This is a genomic window from Rathayibacter caricis DSM 15933 (assembly GCF_003044275.1).
GTDB classification, from domain to species: Bacteria; Actinomycetota; Actinomycetes; order Actinomycetales; family Microbacteriaceae; genus Rathayibacter; species Rathayibacter caricis.
This window is the reverse complement of the sequence record NZ_PZPL01000001.1, coordinates 611119-629844: the sequence shown is the minus strand read 5'-3', so window position 1 is coordinate 629844 and position 18726 is coordinate 611119. Positions and strand designations below refer to the sequence as shown.

The following is an 18726-nucleotide window of genomic DNA, read 5'->3' as shown; positions in this document are numbered from 1 at the left end:
TTCTTCGTGGCCAGGACCATCGCCCCGGTCGGGATGCCGGGGTTGCCGGTCACGCCCAGGCGCGCGGACGTCGAGGTCGCGGCTTTGAGCTGCATCCCCTGCATCTCCTTCACCGACGCCATGTGCCGGCCGGCGTAGTCCGAGCGCAGACATCAAGTCCTTTGCGGCTTGTCCGCCGAAAGGCTGTGGCTGGCCCGCGGTCAACCACAGACATAACGTTCATGATCGGAGCTAGTTGTTGCTAGGGAAGGTGTGCTCGAGGCGCCCCCCGCTGTCGCGCGACCAGAACTCTGCTGCTCCCGACGTGGAGTTGCACATGGCTGCGCCGCCTCAACCTCCGCGATATGGCTCGCTGTTCGTTTGCCGTTTCTCAGCCGCACCGCGCGAACCGTGGTCGAGGCGATTGACGACCTCGACCGTCCGCAGCCGCACCGAGCACCGGACGCTACGCCCGGAACGTCACCACGAACCCATCGGCCGGCTCCGTCGGGAACGAGCGGAGGCTGATCGAGAAGTCCTGGCCCGGGGCCACGTCGTACGGGTGCCCGGTCGTGAGCAGCTCGAGTGCCTCCGCCAGGAGGTCGACGGTCGCGGGCTCGCCCGGGCAGCGGTGGCCGTCGCCGTAGTGGCCGCCGCCCTGGGCGATGAAGCCGTTGCGGTCGACGGGGGCGAGGAAGCGCGACGGGTCGAAGGTCTCGGGGGCGTCCCAGTGGGCGACCGCGTGGTCCGTCGCGTACAGGTCCAGGAGGAACCACTGGCCCGCGGGCAGCGTCTCGCCCTGGAAGGGCAGTCCCGTCCGCGCGCGCCCGCCGACCAGCGGGAAGAAGGGGTAGAAGCGGCGGACCTCGTTCGCGAAGGCGGCGCGCTCCTCGGGCTGCTCGAGACGGTCGCGCCACTCCGGGTGATCGTGCAGCGCCAGCGCGGCGAAGACGATGAATCGGCCGACGGCGACCGTGGGACGGAGCAGGTTGAGCAGCTCCACCGCGGCGACCTCGGTCGGCAGCACGGCGCCGTCCTCCTCGGCGTGCGCGATCCGGTCGACGATCGACGCGGCGCCCTCCTCGGGCGGCAGGCCGGCGGCGCGGCTCGCCTCGATCAGGCTCTGCGCCCAGTGCTCGGTGCGCCGACGGCGCAGGCGCGCGGCCCAGTTCGGCGGGCCGAAGCGCCCGGCGTTGTCGACCATGCTGCGGAGCTCGTCGGAGCGCTGTTGCGCCTCCTCCTCGCCCAGCGCGATGCCGGCCCAGGCGAGGACCGCCCGCCCGAGCACCTCCGCCGCCACGTCCTGCAGCGGCACGGGGGTCCCGGCGAAGCGCGCCGCCGAGCGCTGCCACTCGAGGGCGAAGGCGCTGACGAGGCGCGAGCGCTCGTCGGCGGTCTCGACGAGGGAGAGGAAGAGCCGCTTGCGGCGGTGGTGCTGCTCGTCCTCGAGGGTCTGCACGCTGCCCTCGTCCTGCAGGAGGTGCAGGACGGAGCCGGGCAGGGCGCCCGCCCGGTCGAAGCGGCCGCCCTCGTAGAAGAAGCGGGCCGCCTCGATGCCCCGGGCCACCACGACGGGTCTGCCGAGGATCCGGGTGCGGAACGCGTCGGCGTCGACCCGCGCGAAGCGCCTGGTGCCGAAGAGGTAGCCGTCGGCGAGGACGGCCGCCGTGCTGTCGAGGCCGCCGAGCGCGGGGATCATGCTCAGTCCGTCGGCTCGCTGACGCCGGCGTCGAGGTCGTCGTCGTCGACGGCGGTCGTCACGTCCTCGGCGGTCGTCTGCGCCTCTTCGGATTGCGCGTCGCCGGTCTGCGCGTCGCCGGTCTGCGCGTCGCCGCCCTGTCCGTTGCCGATCTGCGCGTCGTCGCCCTCGGCCTGCGAGGGCTTGTCCACTCCGGCGTCGTCGACCGTGTCGTGGTTCTGCGGGTTGTCCTGGGGTCCGTCGGTCGCGCTCATGCTGGGTCTCCTCTCGGGCGGCCGGATGCCGCACCCTCACGCTAGGGAGCGGGGCCGCTCGCGCTGAAGCCGGTTGACGGCGACCGCGACCGGCTGGCATCCTCGCGCGGCAGCGGCAGGGATCACCTGCCGCACCGTCAGCGTCAGCCGCGCGCCCGCCTCCGCAGGATCACCGGCGCACTCGTCCACACCGCCGCGATGATCAGCAGCACCGCCCCGCCCGCGATCAGCCCGGCCGTCGGAGTCAGCACGAAGTCGAACACGAACGTCACGACGCCCACGAACAGGAGCGACCCCGCCGCGAGGCAGGTCAGCACGATCCGGTTGCCGAACCGCACCAGCTCGGCCTTGCGGCCGCGCGCGAACAGCAGCCGGTGCACGACCACCGGCGCCAGCGCCAGCACCGTCACCGTGGCCGCCAGGAACACGAGCACGAGGTACAGCGCCACGTCCATCGGCGCGAGCTCGGTGAAGCGCTGCTGGAAGCAGAGCGTCAGCAGGAAGCCGCCGAGGATCTGGGTGCCGGTCTGCACGACCCGCAGCTCCTGCAGGATCTCGTTCCAGTTGCGGTCCGAGCGCTCCTCGGGGGTCTCGTCGCGGCCTGTGCCCGGCTCCGTGCGCTCGTCGGCGTCCTGTCCTGTCATGGACAGGAGGGTAGCGCCGCCGTTCACCGGAACGCGCCATACTCGTCGGGCCGATCCCCACCCCCCCCCGAGGAGACCCCCGTGAGCGACACCCCCGCCGTCCTGTTCGTCTGCATCCACAACGCCGGCCGCTCGCAGATGGCCGCCGGCTATCTGACCAGCCTGTCCGGGGGCCGCGTCCAGGTCCGCTCGGGCGGATCCGAGCCGGGCGCGAGCATCAACGCCGTCGCGGTCGCTGCGATGGCGGAGGAGGGGATCGACATCTCGCAGGAGGTCCCGCAGCTGATGACGACGGAGCAGGTCCGCGAGTCGGACGTCGTCATCACCATGGGCTGCGGCGACGTCTGCCCGATCTTCCCCGGCAAGCGCTACGAGGACTGGGAGCTCGCCGACCCGGCCGGACTCCCGCTCGAGCAGGTGCGGCCGATCCGCGACGACATCCGCGGCCGCGTGGAGCGCCTGGTCGCCGAGCTGCTCGGCTGACGACTCAGAGCGATGCTCGGCTGACGCCTCAGAGCAGCGACTGCGCGAGCGACACCGCTCCGCGCACGCCCGACTCATCGCCCAGACCGGGTCGCACGATCCGGATGCGCCCCGCCGCCGTCCCCGTCGCGCCCGGTGCGCCCATCAGCCGCTCCACCTCCGACTCGACCGCCGCGAGGAGGCCCGGCGTCTTCGAGACGCCGCCGCCGAGGATCGCGAGGCGCACTCCCGCCACGTACGCGAGCGTCGCGACGAGCTGGGCGAGGTAGAAGGAGCTGAAGCGGAGGTTCGTGGCGGCGTCCTCCGGGCCCAGGCTCGAGCCGTCGACGCCCCAGCGGGCGCTGATGGCGGGCCCGGCGACGAGGCCCTCGAGGCAGTCGCCGTGGAACGGGCAGGTCCCGGCGAACGTGTCCTCCGGATGGCGGCGGGGGAGGAGGTGCGCGACCTCGGGCCAACCGCTGCCCGCGAGCAGGCGACCGCCGGCGAGCAGTCCGCCGCCGACTCCGGTGCCGACCGTGAGGTAGACGACGTCGCTCTCGCCGACGGCGGCACCCCACCGTGACTCGCCGAGGGCGGCGCCGTTCACGTCGGTGACGAGAGCGGTCCGCGCGCCCGGGGCCGCGGCTCCGATCGGGCCGAGCACGTCGACGCCCTCCCAGCCGAGCTTGGGCGTCGAGGTCAGGTGCCCGTAGGTGGGCGACTGCGGATCGACGTCGAGCGGCCCGAACGAGGCGACGCCGACCGCCGTGACGGTGCCGTCGACTCCGTGGCCGCGGACGAACGCGGCGATGTCGGCGAGCGTCTCGACCGGGCCGCGGGTGGGCAGCGTGGTCGTCGCGAGGAGGCGCTCCGGCTCGTCGACCGCGGCGACGGCGGCGACGACCTTGGTGCCCCCGGTCTCGATCCCGACGAGGAGAGGGCGTGCGCTGAGGGTGCTCATGGAGTCTCCGGGAGTGTGTGTCCGACGTCGGCCCTCCGACAGTAGTGGGCCGACGCGGGACGACGGAACGCCCCGCCCGACCGCGCGGAGGCGGAGGGACGGGGCGTTCGCGAGGGACGGATCAGCAGGCGGATCAGCAGACGGCGAGGGAGTCGATCGCCGGCTGGAGCGTGGTCGGGCCGCCGAGCAGCAGCACGTAGTCGAGCTCGTTCGCCTGCAGAGCGACGCGGGTCGCGTACGGCACGCAGTTCGGCTCGCTGAGGTACAGCGGGGCGCCGTAGGCCGCGGCGACGGCGCCGATCGAGAGCGCGTCGGCGAAGCCGGTGGCGGTCGCGAGGAACGCGGTGTCATTGAGCTCGTTCGAGGGGTACCGGTCGTTGAGCTGGCGGCTCGTGTCGTGGCGGTCGACTCCGGCGACGCGGCCGACCTCGGTCACGAGACCCGAGGTGGCGAGGTCTCCCTCCACACCGGCCGAGATCGACGGGGTTCCGCCGAGCAGCTCGCCGAGGTCGGGCTGCAGGCGGTCGATCGCGGTGCGGGTCGGCGCGTCGAGCGCGGACTTCGCGCCGTCGACGAGCAGCACCGGCTGGCCGAGGCGGCCCGCGATCGGAGCGACGGACAGGGCGTCCGGGAAGTTGGATCCGGTGGCGAGGAACACGATGCCGTAGGAGTCGTCGCCGAACGCGTCCGCGACGATCCTGCGGCTCGTGTCGTAGCGGTCGGTGCCGGCGATGCGCTCGACATCGGCTCCGGAGGTGCGCTGGAGCGTCTGGAAGACCTGGTCGCTGACCGAGAGCGAGCTGCCGACCACGACGATCCGCTCGGGGTTCAGACGCTCGATCTCGGCCGAGATCACCGCGGGAACGCGGTTCGGGTCGGTGAGCAGGAGTGCTCCGCCCTGGACGGAGGCCGCCGGTCCGGCGCTGAGCGCATCCGGCCACTTCTCGCCGCTGGCGATGTAGAGCACCGGGAGGGTGCCGTCGTCGCCGAAGGCCAGCTGCGTCGTCGCGGCCGAGGTCGCGTAGCGGTCGGAGCCGAAGACGCGGTCGGTCTCGGTCGCGAAGCCGGTCGGGCGGAAGTCGACGCCGGAGAGTCCGGCAGCAGGCAGCGTCGTGATCGCCTTCGGCTGCACGTAGGGGAGGTTCGAGAAGTACTGGTCGTCGAAGGCGGGGTAGCCCGGCTGGGTGACGCGGAACACGTACTCGCCGAGGGGGAGCGCGTCCTCGCCCGACAGGGACCAGTCGGCCCAGGTGTTCGGAGCGCTGCTCGTGGCCGTCTCGTCGAACGGGTACAGCGTTCCGGCGTCCTCCTCGAACCAGTAGGCCTGGACGACCCACGAGGTGGGGTCGGCCGCGCCGGCGGGAGTGAAGACTCCGCCGCTCGCCGCGGCCGTGCGGGGCAGGGTGATCACGAGGTCGTCGCGGTCCTTCGCGAGCGCGTCGGCCTCGACTCCGATCGGAGTGTCGCCGAACCAGGTGGGGTACCAGGCGGTGCTGCCGGGCACCGACGCCTGGAGGTAGTAGTTCGTGCCGGCGGGCAGCGAGACGCTGAAGTCGGCGGCGGTCGTGACCTCGGCCACGATGCCGCCGCGGTCGTCCTCGATGCGCAGGAAGTAGGCGTCGCCGGTCGGCGCGGGGTTCGCGTCGTCGGCGCCGGACAGGACGATGCGGCCCGAGAGCACGACCTCGTCGGCGGTCGCGGTGGCGTCGACCGTCTGACGCTGCGTCTTCACGGGGGAGAGCGGAACGGCGCCCTCGCGCTCGGCGGAGCCGGCGACGAGGGAGGCGAGGTCGCGGGAGCTGTCGGCCGGGGCCGCGGGCGACACGGGCGCGAGCGGATCCGCCGCCGCGGGTCCGGCGGCGAGGCCGGCGAGCAGCACGGCGGCGACGCCGACGCAGGAGAGGGGGAGCAGGCGGCGGCGAGGTGTGTGCACGGCGAGTCTTTCGAGAGGATCCGCGGAGGACCGCGACGGATGCGATGACTGAAGACTAGTGATCGGGTCGGTACCGGAGGGGGCGTCGGGAGGTCGTCGCCTTCCCCCGAAAGGGAGGGGTGGCGGGCCGGAGGGGGTCGCGCCGGTAGGTGCCCTGTGCGCAACGATCGTGCTTAGGCCGGCGGCTTTCCGCCGAAACCGTGCGCCCAGTGGAGGACATCGCAGGATCCGCGCGTGCGAGACTGGGGCCGAGCGTGCGCCACTCCGCGATGATCCTCCGCGGGACCCGGCGCCACTGGACCCGGTCCGCTCATCCGCAGCCTTTCGCAGGAGGACTCGAATGACCGACACCGCCGTGCTTCCCACCGACACGACCGACACCGCCGCACGACCCGACGCGACGACCCGCACCCCCGTCGCCAAGACGGTCCTGATGTGCCGCCCCGAGCACTTCACCGTCGTGTACCGCATCAACCCGTGGATGGACCCGCAGGTCCCGACCGACACCGCGCTGGCCGTCCGCCAGTGGCAGACCCTCCACGACACCTACGTCGGCCTCGGCTTCGACGTGCAGCTGATCGACTCCGAGCCGGGCCTGCCCGACATGGTCTATGCCGCGAACGGCGGCTTCGTGATCGACGGCATCGCCTACGGCGCCTCCTTCACCTACCCGGAGCGCCAGCCCGAGGGCCCCGCCTACATGGACTGGTTCCGCGGCGCCGGCTTCGACGTGCGCGTCCCCGAGGAGGTCAACGAGGGCGAGGGCGACTTCCTCCTGGTCGGCGAGCGCATCCTCGCGGGCACCGGTTTCCGCTCCGCCTCGGACTCGCACGCCGAGGTCGCCCGCGTCTTCGGCCGCGAGGTCGTGACCCTCGAGCTCGTGAATCCGTCGTTCTACCACCTCGACACGGCGATCGCCGTGCTCGACGACTCCACCATCGCCTACCTGCCCAGCGCGTTCAGCGACGAGGGCAATCGCACGCTGCAGCGCCTCTACCCCGACGCGATCCTGGTGTCGGAGGAGGACGCCTCCGTGCTGGGCCTCAATTCGTTCTCGGACGGACTGCACGTGGTCATCGCCTCGCGCGCCACCGGCTTCGAGCGCCAGCTGCGCGAGCGCGGCTACGAGCCGATCGGCGTCGACCTGTCCGAGCTGCTGCTCGGCGGCGGCGGCGTGAAGTGCTGCACCCTCGAGCTGCGCCGCTGATCCGCGATCACGAGAGGACCGACATGAGCATCCTGGACACGACCACCGCCTCCGCCGCCCTGATCGCCGAGGAGGAGGCGCACGCCGCCCACAACTACCACCCGCTGCCCGTCGTCGCCGCGACCGGCGAGGGCGCGTGGATCACCGACGTCGAGGGCCGCCGCTACCTCGACTGCCTGGCCGCCTACTCCGCCGTGAACTTCGGCCACTCGCACCCGGTGCTGCTCGCCGCGGCCCGCGAGCAGCTCGATCGCGTCACCCTCACCAGCCGCGCGTTCCACAACGACCGGCTCGGCCCGTTCGTCACCGCGCTCGCGGCGCTCGCCGACAAGGACATGGTGCTGCCGATGAACACGGGCGCCGAGGCCGTGGAATCGGGCATCAAGGTCGCGCGCGCCTGGGGCTACCGGGTGAAAGGAGTGACGCCGGGACGCGCGAACATCATCGTCGCCGCGGGCAACTTCCACGGGCGCACGACCACGATCATCTCGTTCAGCGACGACGCGGAGGCGCGCGACGGCTTCGCGCCGTTCACGCCCGGGTTCCGCACGGTGCCGTTCGGCGACGCGGCCGCGCTCGAGGCCGCGATCGACGAGGACACCGTCGCCGTGCTGATCGAGCCGATCCAGGGCGAGGCGGGCATCGTCGTGCCGCCGGCCGACTACCTCCCCGCGGTGCGCGAGATCACCTCGCGCCGCAACGTCCTCTTCATCGCCGACGAGATCCAGTCGGGCCTGGGCCGCACCGGCGCGACGTTCGCCTGCGACCTGGTCGGCGTCGTGCCCGACGTGTACCTGCTGGGCAAGGCGCTCGGCGGCGGCATCGTGCCCGTCTCGGCCGTGGTCGCGAACGCCGACGTGCTGGGGGTGCTGCGGCCGGGTCAGCACGGCTCGACCTTCGGAGGCAACCCGCTCGCCGCCGCCGTCGGCCTCGCGGTCGTCGGGATGCTCGCCACGGGCGAGTACCAGGCGCTCGCCGTCGCCCGCGGCGCGCAGCTCCACGCGCGCCTGACCGCGCTTATCGGCCGCGGCGTCGTCGCGGTGCGCGGCGCGGGACTCTGGGCCGGTATCGACATCGACCCGGCGCTCGCCTCGGGCCGGGCGGTCTGCGAGGCGCTGATGGCACGCGGCGTGCTGGCGAAGGACACGCACGGATCCACGATCCGGCTCGCTCCTCCGCTGGTCGTCACCGAGGACGAGATCGACTTCGCGGTCGACGAGCTGGAGGCGGTGCTGGACGGGCTGCGCTGACCGAGGCCCGCAGGAGCGCTGTCAACCCACTCCCAGGAGGGGGCGCTGGCGGGGAGCCTTGGACGATGGATGACAGGGTGCCGACGACGACCACGTCGAGTCCGCACCCGGTGCGACGGCGGGGACGGGAGTCCCCGCTCGAGCCGGCGCCGCGGCGTCGACCCTCTCTCCACTCGCGCCGTGCCCCGAATCCCGGCGCGAGACCCACCACCGGATCGGCAGTGGTCGACGTGAACGAACCCGAACAGCTCCCCGTCCCTCCTGAGCGCGTGCTCCGCGACCTCCTCGACGCGTTCGAGCCGCCGGGCGCAGCCGATGCGGGGTTCGCCGCGCACGTGCTCGGCCATGTGCGCGAGGCGCTCGCGCTGACCGAGCGGCAGCGGATGCCCACCGTCATCTGGCCGCGGACCGCGGTCGACGAGGTGCCGGACGCGCCGCCGGTGCCGCCCGGGGCGCTCTGAGCCGCGGAACCTCTGCTGAGGAGGGGGCCTGTCGGCTGTCAGGCGTTATGCCCTGCTCCTGGCTGATGTTGTGCGCGTGACCCTGCCCGAGGGGCCGGATGTGGCGGGCGAGTGCCCTGGGCCTGCTCGAGGTGGAGCGGATGCGGAACCTCTGCTGAGGAGGGGGTCTGTCGGCTGTCAGGGGTTAGACCCTGCTCCTGGCTGATGTTGTGCGCGTGACCCTCCGCGAGGGAAGTCCGGTTCGGCGGATCAGCGCCGCTGCTCCTCGGCGCGCGCGTGGTGCAGAACGTCGGTCAGGAGTGCCCGCCGGCCACGATCGCGGCTGAGCGGCACTCCCGGCCGACGTTCTGCACGTCAGTCGCCGTCGCGGACCGTCGACAGCGGCTCGGTGATGCTCTCGAGGCTGCGGCGCTCGGCGTCGACGCCGAAGACCAGCGCCACGACCCCGCCGACGATCATCACGGCCGCACCGACGAAGTAGCCGATCGTGAGCGGGCCTCGGTCGCTGCCGTCGCCGATCAGCACGCCGTAGAGCGTGGGGGCGATCGCACCGGCGATCTGGCCGAGGGTGAAGAAGTACGAGATCGCCTGGCTGCGCAGCTCGAGCGGGAAGATCTCGCTCACGGTGAGGTAGGCGCTCGAGGCGCCCGCGGAGGCGAAGAAGAAGGAGACGCACCAGAGGATCGTCTGCGTCGTCGCGGTCAGCACGTCCATGCTGAACAGCACGGCCGACAGGGCGAGGACCGCTCCCGACACCCCGTAGGTGAGGAAGATCATCTTCCGCCGGCCCCACACGTCGAACAGGTGGCCGAGCACCAGCGGGCCGATCAGGTTGCCGATCGCGAACGGGAAGAAGAAGTACGAGACGGCGCTCTGCTCCACGCCGTAGAAGTTCTCGAGCACCAGCGCGTAGGTGAAGAAGATGGCGTTGTAGAGGAAGGACTGGGTGACCATCATCGTGGCGCCCACCAGCGTCCGCTTCGGGTACTGCCGGATGAGCACCCGTGCGATGGTGCGGAACGGGATGCTCTCGGTGGCCTTCACGGTGATCGCCTTCGCGTCGTCCACCGGCTCGAGGACACCGCCCTCGTTCTGCACGCGGCGCTCGATCTCGTCGACCGTGCGCTCCGCCTCCTCCTCGCGGCCGTGCGTCATCAGCCAGCGCGGGCTCTCGGGGATGTGGCGGCGGAGGTAGATGATCGCGAGTCCGAGGATCGGGCCGAGGAAGAAGCCGAGCCGCCAGCCGACGTTCTCGGCGAAGATCTCGTCGTTGAGGAAGAACAGGTTGGCGGCGGAGCCCAGCGCGGCACCGCCCCAGTAGGTGCCGTTGATGGCGATGTCGACGCGTCCTCGGTACTTGGAGGGGATGAGCTCGTCGATCGCGGAGTTGATCGCCGCGTACTCGCCGCCGATGCCCATGCCCGCGAAGAAGCGGAACACCGCGAGGAACGCGTAGTTCGGCGAGAGGCCGGCGATGCCGCTCGCGAGCAGGTAGATGACGAGGGTGAGGATGAAGAGCTTGCGGCGTCCGAGCTTGTCGCTGAGGCGGCCGAAGATCAGGGCGCCCGCGATCTGGCCGACGAGGTAGACGGTGCCCAGCACGCCGACCTGCGCGGCCGAGAGGTCGAACTCCTTCGCGAAGCCGGCGCTCGCGACGATCTGGATCTCGAGTCCGTCGAGGACCCAGGAGAAGCCGAGGCCGACGACGATCGACCAGTGGAACCGCGTCCACGGGAGCCGGTCGATCCGGGCGGGGACGAGGCTCCGGACGGGGCCCCGAGGGGTGTCGGTGGTCGACATGGCGCACGCCTTCCTGTCGCCCCGGTTCGTTCTGCGGGAGGCCCCTCCGGTCGCGGCGAGACACGACGATAGACCCGCGCGGGAATTCGTATCGTCGGGCTATCGGAGTGGGGTGCGGAGGGTGTAGAACTGTCCGTTTCGGGTCGCGGTCGCGCTCGAGTCGGCTCCTCCACAGCCGGGGTTCCACCGCGTTCTCCCCGGCGGCGTCCACCCCCGGGACGGTGCCCGGGCGCCTTGGCTAGGTTGAGTCCATGATCGACGCGACGCCCGCGGGCACCCCCTCCAACGTCCTCAGCGAAGGCCCCGTCTGGGACGCCTCGACCGGCCGCCTCACCTGGGTCGACATCGAGGCGGGGGCGGTGCTGTCCGCTCCGCTCGTTCCCGAGGGGCTCGGCGCGGTCTCGCGGTCGGACGTCGGCGAGCAGGTGGGCTGCGCGCTGCCGATCGGCGACGGGAGGGTGCTCGTCGCCCTGACTCGACGGCTCGCGATCCTCGAGGTCGACGGGTCGCTGACGACCGGCTCGGAGCTGCTGCCCGAGGGGCACCGCTTCAACGACGGCTCCATCGACCCGCAGGGACGGCTCGTGGTCGGCTCGCTCACCCTCGGCGAGTCCGTGGGCGACGACGTGCTGCTCCGCCTCGAGCACGACGGCTCGGTGACCGTGCTCGACCACGACCTGCGGCTCTCGAACGGGCTCGGCTGGTCTCCCGACGGTGCGGTGATGTACTCGATCGACACCGAGTCGGGCGTCATCTTCCGACGGCCCTACTTCGACGGGTCGCACGGCGCGCGCGAGACGTTCGTGGAACTCGAGGAGGGGGTCTTCGCCGACGGGATGACCGTCGACGCCGACGGTCGTCTGTGGGTCTCGATCTGGGGCGGCTCCGGCGTGCGCGTCTACGACTCCGAGGGGCGCCTCGTCGAGGGCGAGGGCGTGCGGATCGACGCGCCGCACTGCTCGAGCATCGCCTTCGCGGGCGAGGGGCTCGACGTGGCGGTGATCACGTCGGCGTCGCGCGACCTCTCGGCCGACGAGCGGGCGGCGCATCCGTTCGCGGGCGGGCTGTGGGTCGCGCGGCCGGGAGCGCGGGGGCTTCCGGCGACGCGGTGGGTGGAGACGCGGCTGCCGTGAGACGCGCGGGACGACCGCCCGGGTCGCCGCCGTTGCCGGGGAGCCGGGGCTAGACGGACGGCTCGGCCGGCTCCGCGGGGCTCGACGAGGCCGGCTGCGGGGTGAGGGTCACGCGCGAGATGCGGTAGCGATCCGTCTCGGCGACGCGGAGGACGTACTCGCCGACGACGATCGAGTCGCCGACCACGGCCACCCGGCCGATGCGGTCGAGGATGTATCCGCCCACGGTCTCGTACGGGCCGTCGGGCAGCTCCACTCCGAGCAGCTCCTCGAGGTCCTCGAGGATCATGCCGCCGTCGACGTCCTGCAGCTGCTCGGCCGCCTTCGCGTCGACGTCCTGCCGGGCGCCGTCGTACTCGTCGTAGATCTCGCCGACCAGCTCCTCGAGCAGGTCCTCGAGCGTGATGATGCCGTCGGTTCCGCCGTACTCGTCGACGACGACGGCGATCTGGTGGCCGTCCTGCCGCATCGTGCGGAGCGCGGCGAGCACCTTCGTCGAGCCGGGCACGGCGAGGATCGGGCGGGTGATGTCCGAGACGCTGCTCGCGGTGCCGGGCTCGCCCGCCTCCGGGAACGCCGCCATGAGGTCGCGCACGTGCACGAAGCCGAGCACGTCGTCGCGGTTCTCGCCCACGACGGGGTAGCGCGAGTGCGGCTGGTCGAGGACCGCGCGGTACCCCTCCTCGAGCGGCAGCTCCCCGCGGAGGAAGTCGACGTCCGGGCGCGGACGCATCACCTCGGCGACGCGGCGGTCGTCGGCGCGGAAGATGTCGGTGAGCAGGCGCCGGCTGTCCTCGTGGATCTCGGTGTTGCTCGAGATCATGTCGCGCACCTCGTCGGCCGAGACGCTCTCGCCCTTCTCGCGCGGGTCGGCGCCGAGCAGGCGCACGACTCCGTCGGTCGAGACCGAGAGCAGCCAGATCACGGGGCGCATCAGGCGCGCGAACCCGTTGAGCGGCGGTGCCAGGACCTTGGTGAAGGCGACCGACTTCTGCATGGCGAGTCGCTTGGGCACCAGCTCGCCGAGCACGAGCGAGAGGTAGGCGATGACCAGCGTGAGGCCGATGAACGCGACCGTCGAGGCGACTCCGGCCGACAGGCCCAGCGCCTCGAGCGGAGGGGCGAGGTCGGGCGCGATCGTCGACGCTCCGTAGGCGGAGGAGAAGAAGCCGGCGAGCGTGACGCCGATCTGGACGGCCGAGAGGAACGTGTTGGGGTTCCGCACGAGGGTCGCGATGCGGGCCCCGCGCTCGCCCTGCGCCTCGATGGCGCGGACCTGGCTCTCGCGGAGGCTGACGATCGCCATCTCGGTGCCGGCGAACACTCCTCCGATCAGCACGAACAGGACGACGAGGCCGATGTTGAGGAGGGTGTCGAGATCCACGGAGCAACAGTAGGGACGTCTCCCGTGAGAACGCCTCGCGGACTCTCAGGCGGATGCGGGGCGGTCGGACCCCCGCGTCTGCAGGACTCCCTTCGAGTCCGCAGAAGTTGTCGTACTGGATGTTCGAGTACGACGACTTCTGCGGAGTCGCCGGCCGGGTGGGTTCAGGCGCGCCGAGCACCGCGCCGAGTACGCGGAAGTCGTCGTACTGGGCCTCGAGTACGACAACTCCTGCGGAGTCGCGCCCGGGTGGCTTCCGACGCGGCGAGCACCGCCGCCGAGTGCGCAGGAGTCGTCGTACGGGGGCACGAGTACGACGACTCTCGCGGAGTCGGCGCTCGGAGCGCGGCGACCGCGTCAGACGAGGCGGCGGGAGCCGGACGACAGCAGGCGGAACCAGCGGCCGCCGTAGCCGTCGATCGGGATCGACACCGCGCCGTCGTCGCCGACCGGGTACTCCTCCGAGCTCAGCGAGTCGACGAGGCGCGCGCCCGGCTCCACGTCGGGCACGGTCAGCGCCGCAGTCCGCGGGCTCGAGGCGAAGTTGTGCACAGCCACGGTCGTCCCGGTCGACGCCGACATGCGGTGCGCGAAGACGCACGACTCGTCGGCGGGGAGGTGCGTGTACTCGCCCCAGCCGATCTCGGGGGAGCGGCGGTAGAGCCACGCGAGGCCCTTCAGGTGCGCGAGCAGCGACTCCGGGGACTTGAGCTGGTCGGCGGCATTCACGTGCTCGGGGCTGAAGCCGTCCCCCGTGACGGGCGCGATCAGTGCGGACGCGTCCGCGCGCGAGAAGCCGCCGTTCGCGGCCGAGCTCCACTGCATCGGCGTCCGCACGGCGCCGCGTCCCGGGATCGACGGGTTCTCGCCCATGCCGATCTCCTCGCCGTAGTAGAGCACCGGGGCGCCGGGGAGCGAGAACAGCAGGCTGTAGACCATGTGGAGGCGGCGGGGATCGCCGCCCAGCATCGGCGGCAGGCGGCGGACGATGCCGCGTCCGTGGATCCGCTGCGCCTCGTCCGGAGCGAACGCCGCGAAGACCTCGTCGCGCTCGGAGTCCTCGAGCTGGTCGAGGGTCAGCTCGTCGTGGTTGCGGGCGAAGTTGGCCCACTGGCTGCCGATCGAGATCTCGGGACGGCTCGCGATCGCCTCCGCCAGCGGTGTCGAGTCGCCGCGGGCGAGCGCCAGGTAGAGGCGCTGGTTGCCGATGAAGTCGAACTGCATCGAGAGCTCGTCGGCGTCGGCCCCGCCGAAGAAGGCGAGCTGCTGGTCGCGGCTCACATTGACCTCTCCGAGCATCATCGCCTCGCCCGAGCGGCGCGAGACGAAGCGGCGCAGCAGCCGCAGCCACTCGTGCTCGTCGTGCGCGCCCGGCTCGATCAGGAACGGGACCGCGTCGACGCGGAAGCCGTCGACTCCGAGCTGCAGCCAGAATCCGACCAGCTTCGCGATCTCGTCGCGCACCGCAGGATTGTCAGTGTTGAGGTCGGGCTGGTGCCGGTAGAAGTTGTGCAGGTAGTACTGGCCGGCCTCGCCGTCGAAGGACCAGACGCCGTCCTCCACGTCGGGGAACACGTTCGCGGGCTGGTCGGCCGGCACCTCGTCGCGCCAGACGTAGTAGTCGCGGTACGGGCTGTCGGGGGAGGAGCGCGCGGCCTGGAACCACGGGTGCTGGTCGGACGTGTGGTTCACGACCAGGTCGATGATCACGCGCATGCCGCGGTCGTGGGCAGTCCGGATCACCTCGACCACGTCGCCGTGGTGGCCGTAGCGCTCGTCCACTCCGAAGAAGTCGCTGATGTCGTAGCCGTTGTCCTTGCCGGGCGAGCGGTAGAACGGGGCGAGCCAGAGGCAGCTGACGCCGAGCTCGGCGAGGTAGTCGATCCGGTGCGCGAGGCCCTCGAGGTCGCCGACGCCGTCGTCGTTCCAGTCCATGAAGGTCTTCACGTCGAGGTTGTAGTAGACGGCGGAGCGCCACCACAGGTCGCTGGTGTCGGTCAGCCTCATGCGGAGTGCTCCTGGATGTCGTCGGAGCGGCGGGCGAGGGCGGGTGCGGAGCGGAGGACGCGCGGCTCGTGCGCGAGTCCGGTGGGCGTTGCGGGCATGGGGCGGCTCCGGGGATCGGGGGCGAGGGTCGTCCTGTCTCGACGGTAGGTGCGGGGCGGATCGGCGTCTGCTCGTTGATTTCTCAGGGTTGCGGGGGCGGTGCGGGGCGAGCGCGGGCGGAGCCGCCGTGCTTCCGCGGAAGTTGCGGTAACGGCTCGCCCTTCCCGCAACTACCGGCAGAGCGGGAGGGTAGGAGCTCGAGTCCGCAGGAATGGTCGTACTCGGGGTCGAGTACGACGACTTCCGAGGAGTCGGCGGCAGCGCCGGCACGGCACGGGATCGGAGGGGTTCGAGTCCGCAGGAGTTGTCGTACTCGGGCTCGAGTACGACGAGTTTCGAGGAGTGGGCAGCGAGGAGCCGCCGCCGTCCACCCCCGGAAGAGGCGCCACCGCGACCGTAGGGTGAGGGCATGCATCCCCTCGACGCCCGGGACCCGCTCGCGCAGTACCCCGAGCTCTTCGTCCGCACCCCCGAGGTGCGCTCCTACCTCGACGGCAACTCGCTCGGGCGGCCGCTGCGCGCCAGCATCGAGCGGCTCCAGCGCTTCGCCGAGGAGGAGTGGGGCGGTCGCCTGATCCGCGGCTGGTCCGAGAGCTGGCTCGAGATGCCGCTCGCCGTCGGCGACGCGCTCGGCGCCGCGGCGCTCGGAGCGGCGGCCGGGCAGACCGTCGTCGCCGACTCCACCACCGTGCTGCTCTACAAGCTCGCTCGCGCCGCGCTCGCGCACCAGCTGCCCCTCGGCCGCGACGAGGTCGTGGTCGACACCGACAACTTCCCGACCGACCGCTATGTGCTCGAGGGCATCGCGGCCGAGACCGGAGCGACGCTGCGCTGGGTCTCGGCCGATCCGCAGGCGGGCGTACGGCCCGAGGACCTCGAGCCGGTCCTCGGCGACCGCACCGCGCTCGTGCTGCTCAGCCACGTCGCCTACCGCTCGGGTTTCCTCGCGGACGCCGCTGCGATCACCGCGCAGGCGCACGACGCCGGCGCGCTCGTGCTGTGGGACGCCTCCCACTCGGTCGGCTCCGTGCCGATGGAGCTCGACGCGTGGGGCGCCGACCTCGCCGTGGGCTGCTCCTACAAGTACCTCAACGGCGGGCCCGGCGCGCCGGCCTGGGCGTACGTCGCCGAGCGGCACCAGGAGTCGTTGACGCAGCCGATCCAGGGCTGGATGGGCGTCGCCGACATGTTCGAGATGGGGCCCGGCTACCGTCCGGCCGAGGGGATGAGGCGCTTCCTCAGCGGCACGCCTCCGATCACCGGGATGCTCGCGATGCAGGACATGATCGCGCTGATCGCCGAGGTGGGGATGCCGGCGATCCGCGCGAAGTCGGAGGCGATGACGGCGTACGCGCTGGAGCTCGTCGACGAGTGGCTCGTGCCGCTCGGCGTGCGGGTGGCGACTCCGCGCGACCCCGCCGCCCGGGGCTCGCACGTCACGATCGACCACGAGTCGTTCGCGGAGCTGGTGCCGCGGCTGCAGGCGAGCGGCGTGATCCCGGACTTCCGGAACCCGGACGGCATCCGGATCGGTCTGTCGCCGCTGTCGACGACGTTCGCCGAGCTGGAGCTCGGGCTGACGGCGGTGCGGGACTCGCTGCGCTGAGCGCGCCACCGGGCGCGGCCCGCTGCCTCGCTCCTCCGCGAGCTGTCAAGCGGCCCCCGCTCCGCGCCCCGCGTGCCTAGCGTCGGAGGGGAGGTCGCGAGCCGCGCGGCCGACGCGAGGAGGGCATCCGATGGGTTTCTGGGGACAGCACGACGCCGGGCGCGAGACCAGACCGGTCGACGAGCCGGTCGGCGAGCTCGAGCTGGTGCACGCGTTCGAGAGCGGGCCGATGCCCACCGGGGTCAGCGTCTCGCACACCGGGCGGATCTTCGTGAACTTCCCGAAGTGGGGCGACGAGGTGCCGGCGACGGTCGTCGAGCTGCGCGACGGAGTGGCGGTGCCGTTCCCGAGCGAGGAGTGGAACAGCCCCGCGAGCGACCACGACGAGAACGCGCTCGTCTCGGTGCAGAGCATCGTCGTCGATCCGGCCGACCGGCTGTGGATCCTCGACACCGGCAGCCCGCTGTTCCAGCCGACGGAGCGCGGTGGACCGAAGCTCGTCTGCGTCGACCTCGCCACCGACACGGTCGAGAAGGTGATCGTGTTCGAGCCCGATGTGGCACTGCCGACGACCTACCTCAACGACGTGCGCTTCGATCTGCGCCGGGGAGTCGCGTACATCACCGACTCCGCGGACTCCGGGCCCAACGGGCTGATCGTGGTGGACCTCGAGTCGGGCGAGGCGTGGCGCCGGCTGCACGAGCACCCGTCGACGAAGGCGCTCACGCCGCCAAAGATGGTGCCGGTGGCGGAGGGGCGCGTGCTGATGAAGCGGCCGGAGGACGGCGATCCGCAGCCCGTGACCATGGGCGCCGACGGCATCGCGATCTCGGCCGACGGCGAGCGGCTCTGGTACTGCCCGCTCGTCTCCCGGCGCTGGTGGAGCGTGTCGACGGCGGCGCTCGTGGACCGCGCGCTTCCGGACGAGGAGGTCGCGGCCACGGTCGTCGACGAGGGCGACAAGGGCGGCGGATCGGACGGGCTCGAGACCGACGCGCTCGGGCGCTTCTACGCCACCGACTACGAGCACAACGCGATCCTGCGCCGCCGCACCGACGGCGTGCTCGAGACGCTGGTCCACGACGAGCGGATGCTGTGGCCCGACACGATGTCGGTCGCGACGGACGAGCACCTCTACTTCACGGCGAACCAGCTGCACCGGCAGGCCGACTACCAGGGCGGAGTGGACCTGCGCGCCTACCCGTACGCGCTGTTCCGCGTCGCGATCGGGGCGGGGCCGGTGCTGCTGCGGTGACGGGCGGGGCGTATCGGGATCCGGCCTTCTGGTGACGGGGGTCTCGATACGCCGCCTGCGGCGGCTACTCGACCAGCAGGGGATGCGGAGCGGGCGTATCGAGATCCCCGTGTCCGGGCGGTGTCGGGTCTCGATACGCCGCTGCGCGGCTACTCGACCAGCAGGGGGTCAGCGGGCCTTGCGGGTCTGGCGGGCGTTCTCCTTCTGCAGGGCCTCGACGAGCTCGTCCTTCGTCATGCGCGAGCGGCCCGAGATCTCGAGGCGCTTGGCGAGGTCGAGCAGGTGCGCCTTCGAGGCGTTCGCGTCGACTCCGCCCGCCGTCTCGCCGCCGCCGTCGGTGCCGCGCTCGGCGGCGCGCGAGTCGGACGGGCCGTTCTCGTCCTTGCGCTCCCAGTGGTCGCCGACCTTCTCGTACTCGTGCTTGAGCGCGGCGAAGGCGGTGCGGTGCGCGCGCTCGCCTTCTCCGTAGCTCTCGACGGCGGAGTCGTGCGCCGCCGACCAGAGGTCCTGCGCGTGCTTCTCGGAGCGTTCGATGGTCGACGGGATCTCGTCGCGTGCCGGCATGGGTGCCTCCCTCTCGTCCCCTTCGACG

At 71.9% G+C, this 18726-nt stretch carries 16 protein-coding genes; 7 read left to right on the top strand and 9 right to left on the bottom strand.

All coding sequences use genetic code 11. The annotated features are described in order from the left end of the window. Positions 1–445 precede the first annotated feature (445 nt). The 3 genes from C1I63_RS02940 to C1I63_RS02930 form a co-directional block, all read right to left on the bottom strand. Entirely contained in the window at positions 446–1678 is a 1233-nt protein-coding gene (locus C1I63_RS02940; RefSeq protein WP_107573707.1) for a cytochrome P450, read from the bottom strand. Between the two features lie 2 nt (positions 1679–1680). After that, a complete protein-coding gene (locus C1I63_RS02935; RefSeq protein ID WP_107573706.1) occupies positions 1681–1932 on the bottom strand; it encodes a hypothetical protein in 252 nt (83 codons plus the stop codon). A 143-nt stretch (positions 1933–2075) separates the two neighbouring features. Continuing rightward, the gene (locus C1I63_RS02930) at positions 2076–2576 is read right to left on the bottom strand and encodes a DUF6328 family protein (protein ID WP_056868647.1); all 501 of its coding nucleotides are present in this window, start codon (positions 2574–2576) and stop codon (positions 2076–2078) included. Between the two features lie 81 nt (positions 2577–2657). Here C1I63_RS02930 and C1I63_RS02925 point away from each other — a divergent pair, with 81 nt between their 5' ends. Continuing rightward, positions 2658–3059 (top strand): arsenate reductase ArsC, encoded by a 402-nt coding sequence (locus C1I63_RS02925; RefSeq protein WP_107573705.1) that lies wholly within the window; start codon positions 2658–2660, stop codon positions 3057–3059. 28 nt (positions 3060–3087) lie between these two features. On the opposite strand, the gene C1I63_RS02920 is transcribed toward C1I63_RS02925, so the two are convergent. Both C1I63_RS02920 and C1I63_RS02915 read right to left on the bottom strand, forming a co-directional pair. Continuing rightward, positions 3088–3999, bottom strand: a complete 912-nt coding sequence (locus C1I63_RS02920) for an ROK family protein (protein WP_107573704.1) — start codon at positions 3997–3999, stop codon at positions 3088–3090. Between the two features lie 133 nt (positions 4000–4132). Further along, positions 4133–5932: a cell wall-binding repeat-containing protein gene (locus tag C1I63_RS02915; protein ID WP_107573703.1), complete on the bottom strand. Its 1800-nt coding sequence runs from the start codon at positions 5930–5932 to the stop codon at positions 4133–4135. Between the two features lie 340 nt (positions 5933–6272). On the opposite strand from C1I63_RS02915, the gene ddaH reads away from it, so the two are divergent. The 3 genes from ddaH to C1I63_RS02900 all read left to right on the top strand — a co-directional run bounded on the left by ddaH (position 6273) and on the right by C1I63_RS02900 (position 8850). Next, on the top strand, positions 6273–7139 hold the full coding sequence (ddaH, locus tag C1I63_RS02910) for a dimethylargininase (protein WP_107573702.1): 867 nt from the start codon (positions 6273–6275) through the stop codon (positions 7137–7139). A 23-nt stretch (positions 7140–7162) separates the two neighbouring features. Continuing rightward, a complete protein-coding gene (gene rocD, locus C1I63_RS02905) occupies positions 7163–8389 on the top strand; it encodes an ornithine--oxo-acid transaminase (RefSeq protein WP_107573701.1) in 1227 nt (408 codons plus the stop codon). 230 nt (positions 8390–8619) lie between these two features. Further along, entirely contained in the window at positions 8620–8850 is a 231-nt protein-coding gene (locus C1I63_RS02900) for a hypothetical protein (protein ID WP_146168352.1), read from the top strand. Between the two features lie 354 nt (positions 8851–9204). Here C1I63_RS02900 and C1I63_RS02895 read toward each other — a convergent pair whose 3' ends face one another. Further along, entirely contained in the window at positions 9205–10650 is a 1446-nt protein-coding gene (locus C1I63_RS02895) for an MFS transporter (protein WP_055789378.1), read from the bottom strand. 251 nt (positions 10651–10901) lie between these two features. Here C1I63_RS02895 and C1I63_RS02890 point away from each other — a divergent pair, with 251 nt between their 5' ends. Continuing rightward, on the top strand, positions 10902–11783 hold the full coding sequence (locus tag C1I63_RS02890; protein WP_107573699.1) for an SMP-30/gluconolactonase/LRE family protein: 882 nt from the start codon (positions 10902–10904) through the stop codon (positions 11781–11783). 49 nt (positions 11784–11832) lie between these two features. Here the strand turns inward: C1I63_RS02890 and C1I63_RS02885 are convergent, their stop codons facing one another. Beyond that, positions 11833–13167 (bottom strand): hemolysin family protein, encoded by a 1335-nt coding sequence (locus C1I63_RS02885; RefSeq protein ID WP_055789383.1) that lies wholly within the window; start codon positions 13165–13167, stop codon positions 11833–11835. 357 nt (positions 13168–13524) lie between these two features. Beyond that, positions 13525–15174 (bottom strand): alpha-amylase family protein, encoded by a 1650-nt coding sequence (locus tag C1I63_RS02880; protein ID WP_107573698.1) that lies wholly within the window; start codon positions 15172–15174, stop codon positions 13525–13527. Positions 15175–15682: 508 nt separating this feature from the next. On the opposite strand from C1I63_RS02880, the gene C1I63_RS02875 reads away from it, so the two are divergent. After that, the gene (locus tag C1I63_RS02875) at positions 15683–16879 is read left to right on the top strand and encodes a kynureninase (protein ID WP_107573697.1); all 1197 of its coding nucleotides are present in this window, start codon (positions 15683–15685) and stop codon (positions 16877–16879) included. Between the two features lie 130 nt (positions 16880–17009). Continuing rightward, on the top strand, positions 17010–18134 hold the full coding sequence (locus tag C1I63_RS02870) for an L-dopachrome tautomerase-related protein (protein WP_107573696.1): 1125 nt from the start codon (positions 17010–17012) through the stop codon (positions 18132–18134). Between the two features lie 168 nt (positions 18135–18302). Here C1I63_RS02870 and C1I63_RS02865 read toward each other — a convergent pair whose 3' ends face one another. Then, entirely contained in the window at positions 18303–18698 is a 396-nt protein-coding gene (locus C1I63_RS02865) for a ChaB family protein (RefSeq protein WP_107573695.1), read from the bottom strand. Positions 18699–18726: the final 28 nt, after the last annotated feature.

Coding starts and splice junctions, on each gene's coding strand:
- C1I63_RS02940 (WP_107573707.1), bottom strand. CDS start 1,678: ATGATCCCCGCGCTCGGCGGCCTCGACAGCACGGCGGCCGTCCTCGCC.
- C1I63_RS02935 (WP_107573706.1), bottom strand. CDS start 1,932: ATGAGCGCGACCGACGGACCCCAGGACAACCCGCAGAACCACGACACG.
- C1I63_RS02930 (WP_056868647.1), bottom strand. CDS start 2,576: ATGACAGGACAGGACGCCGACGAGCGCACGGAGCCGGGCACAGGCCGC.
- C1I63_RS02920 (WP_107573704.1), bottom strand. CDS start 3,999: ATGAGCACCCTCAGCGCACGCCCTCTCCTCGTCGGGATCGAGACCGGG.
- ddaH (WP_107573702.1), top strand. CDS start 6,273: ATGACCGACACCGCCGTGCTTCCCACCGACACGACCGACACCGCCGCA.
- rocD (WP_107573701.1), top strand. CDS start 7,163: ATGAGCATCCTGGACACGACCACCGCCTCCGCCGCCCTGATCGCCGAG.
- C1I63_RS02895 (WP_055789378.1), bottom strand. CDS start 10,650: ATGTCGACCACCGACACCCCTCGGGGCCCCGTCCGGAGCCTCGTCCCC.
- C1I63_RS02890 (WP_107573699.1), top strand. CDS start 10,902: ATGATCGACGCGACGCCCGCGGGCACCCCCTCCAACGTCCTCAGCGAA.
- C1I63_RS02880 (WP_107573698.1), bottom strand. CDS start 15,174: ATGAGGCTGACCGACACCAGCGACCTGTGGTGGCGCTCCGCCGTCTAC.
- C1I63_RS02875 (WP_107573697.1), top strand. CDS start 15,683: ATGCATCCCCTCGACGCCCGGGACCCGCTCGCGCAGTACCCCGAGCTC.
- C1I63_RS02870 (WP_107573696.1), top strand. CDS start 17,010: ATGGGTTTCTGGGGACAGCACGACGCCGGGCGCGAGACCAGACCGGTC.
- C1I63_RS02865 (WP_107573695.1), bottom strand. CDS start 18,698: ATGCCGGCACGCGACGAGATCCCGTCGACCATCGAACGCTCCGAGAAG.